The organism is Bacillota bacterium (genome assembly GCA_013178415.1).
Taxonomy (GTDB): Bacteria; Bacillota; SHA-98; order Ch115; family Ch115; genus Ch115.
In genome coordinates, this window is sequence record JABLXA010000006.1 from 45,727 (window position 1) to 58,762 (window position 13,036).

Annotated in this window: 10 protein-coding genes; 6 read left to right on the top strand and 4 right to left on the bottom strand. The window is 52.8% G+C overall.

What is annotated here, in order from left to right; genetic code table 11:
* Positions 1–3 precede the first annotated feature (3 nt).
* The 4 genes from kdpA to HPY52_06910 all read right to left on the bottom strand — a co-directional run bounded on the left by kdpA (position 4) and on the right by HPY52_06910 (position 4,183).
* The gene (gene kdpA, locus HPY52_06895) at positions 4–1,713 is read right to left on the bottom strand and encodes a potassium-transporting ATPase subunit KdpA (GenBank protein NPV79991.1); all 1,710 of its coding nucleotides are present in this window, start codon (positions 1,711–1,713) and stop codon (positions 4–6) included.
* A 2-nt stretch (positions 1,714–1,715) separates the two neighbouring features.
* On the bottom strand, positions 1,716–1,805 hold the full coding sequence (gene kdpF, locus HPY52_06900; protein ID NPV79992.1) for a K(+)-transporting ATPase subunit F: 90 nt from the start codon (positions 1,803–1,805) through the stop codon (positions 1,716–1,718).
* Positions 1,806–2,378: 573 nt separating this feature from the next.
* Positions 2,379–3,143, bottom strand: coding sequence for a sugar phosphate isomerase/epimerase (locus tag HPY52_06905; protein NPV79993.1), 765 nt, complete (start codon positions 3,141–3,143; stop codon positions 2,379–2,381).
* Between the two features lie 197 nt (positions 3,144–3,340).
* Positions 3,341–4,183 (bottom strand): histidinol-phosphatase, encoded by an 843-nt coding sequence (locus HPY52_06910; protein ID NPV79994.1) that lies wholly within the window; start codon positions 4,181–4,183, stop codon positions 3,341–3,343.
* Between the two features lie 426 nt (positions 4,184–4,609).
* Between HPY52_06910 and HPY52_06915 the strand changes: the two genes are divergently transcribed.
* From HPY52_06915 to HPY52_06940, 6 genes are all read left to right on the top strand, one after another.
* Complete coding sequence (locus tag HPY52_06915) at positions 4,610–7,054, top strand: tetratricopeptide repeat protein (protein NPV79995.1); 2,445 nt, start codon at positions 4,610–4,612, stop codon at positions 7,052–7,054.
* Positions 7,051–7,440: a DnaJ domain-containing protein gene (locus tag HPY52_06920; protein NPV79996.1), complete on the top strand. Its 390-nt coding sequence runs from the start codon at positions 7,051–7,053 to the stop codon at positions 7,438–7,440. Before HPY52_06915 ends, HPY52_06920 begins: the two co-directional genes overlap by 4 nt.
* Before the next feature lie 73 nt (positions 7,441–7,513).
* Positions 7,514–8,548: a nucleotide exchange factor GrpE gene (gene grpE / locus HPY52_06925; protein ID NPV79997.1), complete on the top strand. Its 1,035-nt coding sequence runs from the start codon at positions 7,514–7,516 to the stop codon at positions 8,546–8,548.
* Complete coding sequence (locus HPY52_06930; GenBank protein ID NPV79998.1) at positions 8,454–9,953, top strand: Hsp70 family protein; 1,500 nt, start codon at positions 8,454–8,456, stop codon at positions 9,951–9,953. Before grpE ends, HPY52_06930 begins: the two co-directional genes overlap by 95 nt.
* Before the next feature lie 27 nt (positions 9,954–9,980).
* Complete coding sequence (locus tag HPY52_06935) at positions 9,981–10,805, top strand: methyltetrahydrofolate cobalamin methyltransferase (protein NPV79999.1); 825 nt, start codon at positions 9,981–9,983, stop codon at positions 10,803–10,805.
* Positions 10,777–12,912, top strand: coding sequence for a bifunctional homocysteine S-methyltransferase/methylenetetrahydrofolate reductase (locus HPY52_06940; protein ID NPV80000.1), 2,136 nt, complete (start codon positions 10,777–10,779; stop codon positions 12,910–12,912). The genes HPY52_06935 and HPY52_06940 overlap by 29 nt, the downstream gene beginning before the upstream one ends.
* The last annotated feature ends 124 nt before the right edge of the window (positions 12,913–13,036 follow it).

The window sequence follows — 13,036 nt, forward strand, 5'->3', positions numbered from 1 at the left end:
ATCTCAGAATAGCCTGCCAGACAACATCAGGAGATGCTCCACTATCGGCCCCAGTGCAAGGGCTGGGAAGAATGTAAGCGCGCCCACGATCATCACCACTCCGGCCAGCAGCACCACGAAGAGGATGCCGGTTGTGGGAAAGGTCCCCGGCCCCGGCGGGACGGCCCTTTTCTCTGCCAGACTTCCGGCAATGGCCAGAACCGGCAGGATCACCCCAAAGCGCCCTATCAGCATAGCAAGGCCAATGAATATGTTATAAAATGGCGTATTGGCATTGAGCCCGGCAAGGGCGCTCCCATTATTACCTGCCCCTGATGAGAATGCGTAGAGCATCTCGCTGAGGCCATGAGGCCCGGGATTCAATATGGAAGATGTCCCGGCGCGAGTCCCGGCCGCCAGCGCGCTCCCTATGAGAATCGTCGCTGCCGGGATAAGCACCGCCAGGACGGCCATCTTCATCTCGCGTGATTCTATCTTTTTGCCGAGATATTCAGGCGTGCGGCCGACCATAAGACCCACAATGAAGACTGTTAGGAGCGCAAACATCAGCATCCCGTAGAGTCCGGATCCTACTCCGCCAAAGACCACTTCTCCCAGCATCATCTGCAGGAGCGGGATGAGCCCGCCCAATGGGGTGAGGCTATCATGCATGGTATTGACGGCGCCACATGATGCGGCCGTCGTCACAGTGGCAAACAGTGCTGAATTTGCTATGCCAAAGCGTGTCTCCTTACCTTCCATAGCTGACGGCCCGGTTATTCCAAGCGCCCGGATGGCCGGATTACCCATAGACTCCGCCCAGTAGACCACACCCAGGCCTGTGACAAAAATTAGAAGCATAGCCCCCAGGACGACCCACCCTTGGCGCGTATCGCCTGCCATCTTGCCGAAAGTGTAAGTCAAGGCCGCTGGGATAGCAAAGATGGCCAGCATCTCCAAAAAGTTAGAAAGTGGTGTCGGATTTTCAAATGGATGGCTTGAATTAGCATTGAAAAAGCCGCCTCCGTTCGTCCCCAGCACCTTGATTGCCTCCTGGGAGGCCACGGGCCCCATCGCAATTGTCTGGCTCCCACCTTCGACAGTCTGCATAGTAATATAGGGATGAAGGTTCTGAATAGCCCCCTGGGAAACCAGGACAAGCGCGAGGACAAATGAAATAGGAATAAGTACCCAAAGCACCGAACGCGTAAGGTCTACCCAAAAGTTGCCAATAGATTTTGCTGTGCGCCCCACGATGCCACGTATCAGGGCGATGGCCACGGCGATCCCGGTAGCAGCAGAGACGAAATTTTGCACTGTCAGCCCCGCCATCTGAGTAAGATAACTCATAGTCTTTTCGCCGCTGTATGCCTGCCAGTTGGTGTTAGTCATGAAGCTCGCGGCCGTGTTAAATGCGAGATCAGGCGCCACAGGCCCGAAGCGCTGCGGGTTAAGGGGCAAATGCCCTTGGAGCCTTTGCAACAGGTAGAGAACGAGCATCCCTGCGAAATTGAAGAACAGGACCGCAAGAGCGTAGCCCTTCCAATTCATTTCCTCCTTCTCATCAACCCCCGTGGCGCGATAGATAAGCTTTTCCACCGGGCGCATGATTCTATCCAAAGATGTGCGCCTTCCGGCAAAAACCCGCTCTATATATGATCCAAGCGGCGCTGTAATGCCGATGAGCACCGCGAGGAAGAGAATCATTTGAAGGATGTCCCAGGCCACAGACATAGCTACAACTCCTCCGCTCGCAATAATGCATAGACGAGATATATGAGCAGGAAAAATGCAATTAAGCCTCCGATTATGAGCTCAAGGTCCATTTCCGCGTCCTCTCCTTGACACCATTTGAGTAATCCTAGCTTCCCGGGTGGGGATGCAGAGCTCTTGCTAATACCCGGCCATTTAGCCCTGTGTAACGCCGGAAAGCCAGATGTCATCCCGGCAAGCGGATTTTGCTGCCATAGAGAGTATTCCCATCCATGACAGGCGCCGATACTGCCTTGAAGACACCAAAAGAACGATATCACGTTTTAAGGTCAAAAGGGTATCAAAAGAGCTTGCGGGGTAATCAAGAATCTGTAAAGAATTATACGGGATATAGGCATCCTGACCTACCCTATCCCGAAGCGAGCCGCGTTGGCTATGGTCGCATTGAGGAGGTATGCAATGATCAGATAAATCCGAGGTGTTTCTCGATCGCGCGGAATATCCAAAACACACAAAGTATCCGAACATCAATGAATACCATCTATTGTCGCCATAAGGAGGTGGGCCATTTTCAAAGTGGTAGAATTCCCTGTGCCAGGGGCTATTAATGTTGGCCTGCTGGGATCGGAACCCCCCGACTTCATAGCACATAGAAGCGGGGGGCGCAACAACATGCTATCAGATCACTAATCGAGCCCCATAGCCTTAAGATTCCTCAGGCTGATTCCCAGGCTTTCAAAAGGATCGCGCTCGCATATGTCTTGCTCAACAATATACCACAGGACTCCGGCTTCTTTGCAGGCCTCCAGGATCGCAGGCCAGTTGAGATTGCCTTCTCCAACCTCAGCCATGATCTGCTTGTTGTTTCGCATGGTCATATCCTTGAAATGAACAACTGGCATGCGACCTTTCACCTTCTTGATCCAGGCGGAAGGATCTCCACCTCCATACTGGATCCAATAAGTGTCAATCTCCGCCTTGAAGACCGCAGGGTCGCTTTCCCCGTAGAGAATCTCGAGCCCGGTGCGGCCATTGAATTTCTCCAGTTCAAATGCATGGTTGTGGTATACGAACTCGAGGCCAGCCTCAGCCAGTTTCCTTGCCACAGCTGATGCGTCCCGGGCGAATCGCGAGAATCCCTCAGCATTGCGGTATTCCGCTGGCATGCTCCCGACACCTACATACTTGCAGCCCCAGAGATGATGCTCATCAATGACCGCTTGAGTTTCATCGCGCATCCGCTCGAAGGATATATGCGTAGCACAGATAGTGAGCCCCTCGCCGTCTACAATATCTTTCAATTCCTTTGGATCAATGGGGCCAAGGGCTGAAAGCTGAACAGCTTCATAGCCCAATGCACGTATCTTCTTCATCGTATCCGCTATATCCCTGGGGGTCTTGGTGAAATCTCTCACCGTATACAATTGGGCCGCTATCACCGATTTTGACATCTTCCCGCCTGGCTAATAATGGATCGCGCAAGCCAGCCTCCCCATAACCAGGCCTTTCACTCCTTTCATAATTTAGATTATTTACCTGAATGGCGTGGCCCGGTAGCTTCCGCCCTGGGTGAGGCTTATCAGCTCCGGGATCGCTCATATCAAGCCCCCACATTTCTGCATGATACATGAAGGGATAGCCCCCGGAATCAGGCCAGATCTATGAAATATCTTTGTCTTCGCCGGAATATCGCCAATTTGCTGCATCCGCATTCTCTAGCATATTGAGCCGCCTCATCGATCCGAAACCCTACTTCCTCAGGCCTATGGGCGTCAGATGCCAGGGTTATTGGAATATCCAGTTCGGCGCACCTCCTTAAAAATCTCTCACCTGGATATATTTCTCCAATTGGCCTCCTCAACCCTGCTGAGCTAACCTCAACGGCAACGTCTGATTCCGCTAGTTGCTGAATGCATAACGAAATCGTCTTCTCAACATTGGAAGGATCCCCAACCGGCCTAATGCCAAAGAGTTTCACCAGGTCGGGATGTGCCATGACGTCGAAAAGATGGCTCTTCGCCGCTCGAGCAAGGATTTCAAAATATCGAATGTATATTTCTTCCGGATCCTGGCCCTGCCAGTCTTCGGGACGAAAATCAATGGGCCATTCCCCAAGAAAGTGAACCGAGCCAATGATATAATCAAAGGGAAACTGGGATAGAATCTTTCTCGTCTCTTCCTCTGCGCCTGGAACATAATCGACCTCAAGGGCCAATTTTACCGGCAGACCTTCGGCTTTAGCGTCATCTATCAGCTTCACGTAATCATTCATTGAGCTTTTAACCTCACCCAGGAACGCTCTGCGAACATGAGGGAATGGGCTCCTCGCAAGGCCAAGCCGATCCATCACAGGGGCGAACTCAATGAATCGAGTGCAATGTTCGCTTATCCCCACCTCAGCGATCCCTTTTTGACGGGCGGCCTCAATGAATTTGCCCAGCCATTCGCGTGTCAAAGGTCCTCTTTCCAGATGTATATGATAATCTATCATCGAATTTCGCAGCGTCGAAGACCCCGGCCCTCGGGCGGAAGCCCCCTGGCCCTTAGACGGAAGGATGTGACGCCACTCTCTCCTTTTATCATTGAAATCCAACAAATATATTCTGCTCAGCCCCTGCCTTTACCTTCATATAAATCATATAAATGACGGCACTGCAAATATCCTTGCCGGTGGTCCAGCATTCCAGCGTTCCGGCGCCCTTACTTGTCTAATGCTTCCGGATTCTGCTATAATAACGGTTAAATAGGCTTGAGGCGGGTTCCACCCGTGATCCCACAGATTGTGTGGTTATGCGGCTTCGGCCGGACGCTACGTTCCCCTGGCTGAATCAGGAAAATAATGCCGGGGCCATACTATATATGGGTGGAAAAGGCAGGTAGTCAAGAGGGGCAGGAGGAAAGCCTTCATAATCTTATGGTGAAAAGAAAGAGACTCCTTGAGAAGCTGCGAAAGGCAGAAAGGAAATCGCAAGGGTCACAAACACAGGAGATGATCCCCCCGGATAGAAGGGACGAGCGAATCGATTTGGAGCAGATTTCTCACCATATCCGGGCGGGCCAGGAACTATTCTGCGCGGGTCGATATAAGCAGGCGATCGCTGAATGGCGGCGGGTCATGGAAGTGGCCGATGAGGATACAAAGGCCGAGATTCGCCTTGCACTTGCTGAGGCCTGTTTCCGTCTCGGTTTACAGGAACACTCCCTTGGCAACACAGACGCTGCCCTAACATACCTACACCAGGCGGCTGCAGCCGTTCCCGAGAAGGCCGTCTATCATTATCACCTGGGGCTCGCCTTCCACAGAATGGCTAACATGAAACGCGCTGAAGAGTGTTTCGAGCGGGCGCTCGCTCTCGAACCCGACAACGTGAGATTTCTCTTTCAAAAAGGACTGATATACGCCAGGGAAGATGCACGTCGCCTCCGTCAATGGATGAAAGGCCCCGAGGGTGGCATACTGTCTTGCGCTCAAAGATACTTGCTTGAAGTAGCAACTGGGCTACGCAAGACACAGGAGATCTCCGGCGCCTCTCCGGAGTCGGCGCGCGGGTTGCCCCGGGAGGTAGCGCGCCTTGCCGCTCCTCCGCCAGTGGTTACGGCTCCTCCATCGAATGTTACGGCCGCCTCATCCACGGTTACGGCCCCCTCCTCGACGGTTACTCTCGCCCCGATGGAAGAGGGAGACGGCGCAGGGGGAGACAAAGTCGCCGCGAACTACCCATACGAAGCGGCGATCTGCCTTCTAAAAGGTCTGAAGGCCTATGGAGAGGGTGATCTAGATGGTGCCCTCTTTTCCTTTTTACAGGCCGGAAAGATTGACCCCTTTAATCCTTATGCGCACTTTTACGCTGGATTTGTTCATCTAAACCAGGGTGACTTTACGGCAGCAGAGGCTGAGTGCGAGAAAGCAAAGAGACTCAACCTTCGGCATCCGGACATGGGGCAGGGACTTGCGGCGGCGTTCCAGGGGAAATTAGCGAAGTTGGCAGAAGAGGGGAATGTTGACGCTCTCATCGATCTCCTTGAAAAAGAACCGGGAGTCAATACCTTTCCGGAAAGCCCAGACAGAAAGCGAGGACTCGCCCTAGCATATTTCGTACGCGGCAATCGCAATGCCAGGTCCAAGGAGTGGGAACGGGCCATCCGTGACTGGGAACGCGCGGCGAAGCTCACCCCCGACGAGCCCGATGTTTTTCATAATCTCGCCCTGGCGCATGAGGAGATCGAAGATACTGAAGATGCCATTCGTTATTGGCGCAGGACCATTGATTTATGGACGAGCTTGCTTCAAGGAGAGTCTGGGAAAGTAGCCAGCCGAAGCGAGGAGATCAGGGAATGCCTTTCAGTGGCATACAGGCACCTGGCAAACCTGCTTTCCGATGAAGGCAGGGTAGAGGAATCCCTGATGGGGCTCGAACTGGCGGTGAAATACAACCCCCACGACCCGAATTTGCGGTTAGAATTGGCTGGCGCGCTTTTTGCGGCGGATTCGCAATACAAAGCGATGTCAGAGTTGGAGGCGCTTTTGAGGCAAGATGCCACGAATGTCAAGGCCCTCCTCTTGCTCGGGAGAATCTATGAAGAGCTTGAGCGAAGGGAAGAGGCGGTGAAGACATGGATGCGCGCTCTCGACATAGAGCCTGAAAATCCCGCCATTCGCCGCCTTCTTGTGTCAAAATCCCTCGTCCAGGCTGCAGAGTGTATAGATAACGGTGATTTTCCCAAGGCAGAGGAATGGCTGAAGTCGGCTATCAGTCTCGGGCCTGAGTATGTCCATGAACTGGTAGCAGTAGGAATTACCTTTTATCGCCTGGGCGAAAAAGCTGAGAGTAGACGATGGTTCGCTCGAGCTGTGAAATCGGCAGGAGATAATCCCCATGAATTCCTCGCCATTGCCGAAGCCTATCTCATGATTGGCCGGATGTCTCTGACGGAACGTTATATCCGTCAGGCTCTGGATGTGGCTCCCTATAATCCGGAGGTCCTGCTGGATGCGGGAAAGATGTATCTGAAGATGAGGATGGAAGCTAAAGCCACAGGATTGTTCAACGAGGCTCTCGCAAAGGCAGGCCACGAACTATGGGTTCATAGGGAAATTTTCGAAATATGCTGTGAACATCGTGCTTGTGACCTGGCCATTGAGTACCTGAAAAAGACAATTGAGGCCTTCCCTGATATGCCCGGCCCTCGACTATCTTGCCTTTCCTGCCTTGTGGAACAGGATAGATTTTCTGAAGCAGCAGATGTAGTCGCTGAGGGGCGAGAGGTGGTAGAGAAATCAAATAATAAGGAAGATATAAGGCGATGGCGAAGCCTGGCGAGAGAGGTTGAGCGAGAGATCGAAGGAAGTGTGTACCAGTGAGGTCGGAATCGAAATTAAAAGAAGGTCTTATGGAAAATCCATATGAAGTGCTTGGGATAGAGGGGGACGCCTCAATAGAGGAGATTAAACGGGCTTATCTCAAGCTTATACGGAAATTTGCCCCAGAGCGCCACCCGGATGAATTCAAGCGAATCCGCGCAGCCTATGAACAACTGAAGGATCAACGAGCCCGCGCTGAGGTAGATGTATTCCGTCTAAACCTGGATGAGAAGGCTCTTATCAGATTTTTCGACTATTCTAGAACGGTCCCCAAGCTGGACCCACTTGAGGAAGCAGGGCACGTGATTGCCTGGGTTAGCGACCTCGACCGAATCGACTTTGAACGGGATTTCACCCGAATGCCATGGGAAAAGCGCGCCGATTGAGGGCTTCCCGCGCCAGGTTTGGTGCCAAGTTTCGCGCCAGGTTTCATAAAGAATGGCAGAGGGGGTCGACTAATTGAAGAGACGCTTCGCAGGCTTCTTACCCATGATATGGAGGAATTTCCGAAACCGGTTCAGGCAGTCGCGCGAAGGCGATCAATGTCTTTCTGGCGAATTACAGGCAATACACGCTGACCTCGAAGGTCTTCGTGACCAGATCAGAGAATTCCACATCGGGCTGGAAGAGAACGTGAGTCGCCAGGAGGCCGAAGTGGCTCGCCTGGCGAAGTCGCATTTTGAGCTTGCGGCGCTCATCGAAGACCAAAACGAGACTATACAAGAGGCCATTGATGAGATGAAGCGCCTGCGACTCCAGTATGAGGACCTGGAGTTGCGTTCACAAGAGATGGCGAAATCGCAGGCCGAAGATGCGGCCATGGGGGCGCTCTTGAAAGAGTTCCTCCCCATTCTCGACGGTCTCGAAGAGGCCATACGCCTCGCGGCAGCCGTGCCTCCTGCGGAGTCTCTGGAAGGCTTTAGGGATTCCTTTATCCAGGGGCTTGAGAGTCTATATTCCAAGGGCCAGCGAGCCCTTGAGGGACTAAGGATCAAACGTATCCGGGCTATTGGACAACCTTTCGACCCATATTACCACCATGCAATAGAGGTAGTGCCCGTGGGCGATCCCGGCCTTGAAAACGTGGTAATCCGTGAATTCGTTGCCGGGTACACTTACCTCGGGCGCGTTATAAGATACGCCGAGGTTGGCGTGGGGAAGTTTGAAGAAAGGAGATCCGTGACCAGTGGACAGGATTATCGGGATAGACCTTGGAACGACCAATACAGTGGTGGCCACCCTGGAGAAGGGGAGGCCGAGGGTGATTTCGGAGGGCAAGGATCGGCTGATTCCCTCAGTAGTGGGGATATCCCCGGAGGGGGAGCTCCTCATAGGGACTCCGGCGAAGAACCAATATATCCTTTACCCGGAGAATACCATAAAATCGGTGAAGAGGGTGATGGGCCAGGATATAAAGCTCCAGATGGCGGGCAAGGAGTATTCTCCCCAGGAGATCTCGGCGATGATCCTGAGGAAGGCAAAGGAAGTCGCTGAGAAAGATGTGGGCGCTCCAATCAACCGGGCAGTGATTACCGTTCCCGCTTACTTTTCCGATGCTCAGCGGCAGGCGACGAAAGATGCGGGCGAGATCGCCGGCCTGGAGGTGATCCGCATCATCAATGAACCAACGGCCGCATCCCTCACCTACGGCCTGGGAAGGAGCGGATCTGAAAAGGTCCTCGTCTATGATTTGGGCGGAGGGACCTTCGACGTCTCCATAGTCGAGGTGAATGAGGGGGTTATCGAAGTCATAGCCACAGCGGGCAATAACCACCTGGGTGGAGATGATTTCGACGCGAGAATCGTAGACTTCGTGGCTAAGAAGTTTCAGCAGGAAAATGGCGTAGACCTGCGGGAGGACCGGCGCGCCCTGGCGAGGCTAACCCGGGCAGCCGAAGAGGCGAAGATCGCCCTCTCAGATCGACCCTTCGCCCGGATTTCAGAGCCTTTCATCATAGAGAAAAATGGCAGGACGTATAATCTGGAGGAGGAACTTTCCAGGCACGAATTTGAAGATCTCATAGAGGATCTTTTGAAGTCCACCATAGATCTGGTCGACCGTGCCTTAAGCGATGCCAATCTCAAGGCGGCCGACATCGACAGGGTCCTCCTCGTAGGCGGTTCCACGCGCATTCCCGCTGTAGTGGAGCTCCTCCGCTCTCACCTTGGCCAGGTGCCCCATGGGGAAGTTAACCCCGACGAATGTGTGGCGCTCGGGGCCGCGATAGAGGCGGGACTTGTAGCTGGCAAAGATGTGGATATGGTGCTGGTGGACGTGGCCCCGTATTCGCTTGGAGTCAGGGTATTCGGCGAGCAATTTGGCCTGGTGCATCCTGACGTAATGAGCGTAGTGATTCCACGGAATACCGCGATCCCAACCTCAAAATCGGAGGTTTACAGCACCATTGTGGATAACCAGGATACTGTCAGGATCCAGGTTTACCAGGGAGAGAGTTCCATCGCCTCGAAAAACCTTCTACTGGGCGAGTTCACACTGAGCGGGATACCTCCTATGCCCGCAGGGAAGCCGCAAATAGTGGTCAACTTCGACTATGATATTAATGGGATCGTTAAGGTCTCTGCCACCGAGAGGTCTACAGGAAAGGAACGGATGATCACCATAACTAACCCGAAGGAACGAATGACCGACTTCGAGAAAGAGCGGGCGAGGGAGGCCCTCGAAAAATTGGGAGATAAAGCGGCTCATAAACGCCGCGCGGTATTGCGAAAGGCACGAAAGCTGGCCAAACGCCTCGATCGGGAGGATGCCGAGCCTATCCTGGGGCTCATCGCCGCTATCGAACGGGCGGAGAAAGAAGGCTCGGAGGTCGGTGTCGCTACGTTGACAGATGAGTTGGTGGAACTATTATATAAGATAGATAAAGAAGCCATAGGATGACCTGGCAAGGGGGAGCGATGAGAGATCGTGCTAATTATTGGAGAGCTTATAAATGCAAGCAGACCCGGGATAGAAGCTGCAATCAGAGAGCGGAACGCGGCCTTTATTCAAGACATAGCCAAAAGACAGATCCTGGCGGGGGCTGATCTAATCGACATAAACGCGGGCACCCTTGGAGAAGAAGAACCGCAGGCCCTGGCCTGGCTGGCGAACACTATTCAAGAGGTTGTGGATATCCCTCTTTGCATCGATAGCCCAAATCCTTTGGCCATAGAGGTCGCGCTGAAGGCCTGCCGCAAAAAGGCGATGATCAACTCCATAACCGCTGAAAAGGAACGGTATGAGAATATGATCCCCCTTATCAAGGCCTACGGCGCATCTGTCATAGCGCTTTGCATGGATGAAAGTGGTGTCCCTGATAATGCTGAGGATAGAGTCGCCATTGCCGAGCGCATGGTCTCTCTCCTTACCCGGGATGGTATCCCGAGAGATGACATCTACCTCGATATCATAATCCGCCCCATAAGTGTATCAACTGGCGATGGGATAGCAGCCCTTGAGACCGTAAGAGGAATCCGGCAAAGAGTTCCGGGAGCGCACACGATTTGCGGACTCAGCAATGTGTCATTTGGCCTCCCAAACCGGAGATTGTTGAATCGGACCTTCCTTTGCATTCTAATGGGAGCTGGTCTAGATAGCGTCATCCTCGATCCTCTTGATAGGGAGATAATGGCTGCAGCATCCGCGGCTGAGGCCTTGCTTGGCAGGGACGAATTCTGCATGAAATATATATCGGCCTGCAGAAATGCGAAAGTAGACCCCCATGCTACGGCGGCACCGTCAAAAGGATAAAAACCGTAGGGCGCATTTTCAGAATAAACGATGGCTCATCTTCCCGAAGGAGCTGGTAACCTTGACGGGGCAAACACTAAAAGCGATTCTCGACGAACGGCTTCTCATCGGCGATGGCGCAATGGGCACCTATATCTATTCAAAGGGAGTCTTGCCAGACTCGCCATTCGAATACGCCAACATCTCAAACCCAGATATCGTGATGCGCGCGCATATGGAATATATCCAATCAGGGGCAGATATCATCGAAACCAACACTTTCGCCGCAAACCGGCAAAATCTCGGAAAATACGGCTTACAGAACAAGGTTAGAGATATATGCATTGAAGGGGTCAGGCTGGCTCGCTCTGCCGCTGATTCATGCTCTGCGGCGTCTCGGATAATCGTGGCAGGTTCAGTAGGGCCAGTTAGAAATGATCCTGGCGCAGTCGATGCCCCCGATGACACCGGGGATGAAGATGCCCTTATAGTGATTGATGCTTTCAGGGAACAAATATCAGCTCTTCTTGAAGGTGGAGTAGATATCCTCATCTTCGAAACCTTTGAGAAATTGGACGAGCTTGTTCTTGCACTCGGCATCGCTAAGTCTCTCAGTGATGTCGCCACCATATGCCAGATGGTTTTTCATGAGACTGCGGCGCTCCGGGATGTCCAGCATATTGTCGATGAGCTCCGCGCCGCCGGGGCGGATGTGGTTGGCGCAAATTGCGGACATGGGCCCCTGGGGATAGTTAAGATCGCTGAAAAACTCGCAGCTACCGGCGGAAGATATCTTTCCGCTTTTCCGAATGCTTGTTTCCCTGAAATTGTGGGAGGACGACGCATCTACAGGTCAGCTCCCGAATATTTCGCAGAAAATGCATTACGCTTAGCCAGGCTCGGTGTAAACATAATCGGCGGGTGCTGTGGCACCACACCCGATTATATCCGACTTGTCCGAAAGAAACTTGAGGGAATCGCTCCGGCGAAAAGGGAACTAGACCCTGCGAAAAGAGAGTCCGATATTGTAAAAGGAGAACCCAATCTCGCGAAAGAGAAGTTCAATCCCGCGGAGAGAGAACTGAACCTCGCGAGGGAAGGGGCCAGGCCCGCGCAAGAAAAGTCCAACTTCGCGAAAAAAGAGCTCAATCTCGCAAAAGGGAAGATCAATGTCCCAGCGGCGGTGCGTTTGAGAATAAATGAGGATTTTCCCGAAACAGCCAGAAATCTCCCCGGTAAGCAGTCTGCCCCACCAACGAGCTTTCTCGATAAATTGGGAAAATCTGTTATAGTTACCGTAGAGCTTGACCCGCCCAAATCGCCCTCGGCTGATGAATTCATACGGGCGGCGGAGAGGCTCAGAGATGCTGGCGTTGATGCCATAAATGTCGCGGAGAATCCACTGGCTATTGTGAGAATGAGTAGCCTCGCGGCGGGATATCTGATCCAGAAAGAGACTGGCTTACCGGCAATAGTTCATCTCACGTGCCGTGACAGAAACCTCATCGGCCAGAAGTCTCATCTCCTGGGGGCGTCAGCGCTCGGGATAAATTCTATTCTTGCCGTCACCGGCGACCCTGTGCCGCGACAGAATGGAACCTCAAAAATCACCTCAGTCTACGACACAGGTTCCTATGGTCTCATAGAGCTTATCAAGACAATAGGATCAGATTTCAATATCGGCGTGGCCTTCAATGCAAATGCAAGAAATCTGGCCTCCGAGGTCACCCGTCTCAGGCGAAAAGTCGCGCTCGGGGCCAATTTCGCGCAGACCCAGCCGATATTCGACCGGAAAAGGTTATATGAGGTGCATGAAGCGACAAAAGAAATCGATATTCCCATATTCATTGGAATCCTTCCCCTGGTTTCATTGAGAAACGCTGAGTTTCTTCATAATGAGTTCCCTGGCATTTCCATTCCGCCATCTGTGATGGACAGGCTCCGGAGTGTGCCCAAGAAACGCGCCGTCGACGAAGGCCTCATGATTGCACACGATATCATCGAAGAGGCGATTCGCATATTCCCCGGGATCTATATCATCCCCCCATTTAACAGGGTAGATCTGGCAATCGAGTTAGCGGAACAGGCTAACGAGATGCACAGCGCTCTTCCTGTGAGGAGCCGCTAAGATGCGAAGGTTCCTTTGAGCAAATACTGGCCAAATTACCGCCACCATTCCATTCAGATGCGTGGTATATATCAGCATTCTCCTCAGATAGGTACTCCTCCCGGCGGCTTTGATCCGAGGCCAT

What these genes read in the sequence shown, in the direction of transcription:
- kdpA (NPV79991.1), bottom strand. Translation starts at nt 1,713, where the DNA reads ATGTCTGTGGCCTGGGACATCCTTCAAATGATTCTCTTCCTCGCGGTG.
- HPY52_06930 (NPV79998.1), top strand. Translation starts at nt 8,454, where the DNA reads ATGGGCCAGGATATAAAGCTCCAGATGGCGGGCAAGGAGTATTCTCCC.
- HPY52_06910 (NPV79994.1), bottom strand. Translation starts at nt 4,183, where the DNA reads ATGATAGATTATCATATACATCTGGAAAGAGGACCTTTGACACGCGAA.
- HPY52_06940 (NPV80000.1), top strand. Translation starts at nt 10,777, where the DNA reads ATGCTACGGCGGCACCGTCAAAAGGATAAAAACCGTAGGGCGCATTTT.
- HPY52_06905 (NPV79993.1), bottom strand. Translation starts at nt 3,143, where the DNA reads ATGTCAAAATCGGTGATAGCGGCCCAATTGTATACGGTGAGAGATTTC.
- kdpF (NPV79992.1), bottom strand. Translation starts at nt 1,805, where the DNA reads ATGGACCTTGAGCTCATAATCGGAGGCTTAATTGCATTTTTCCTGCTC.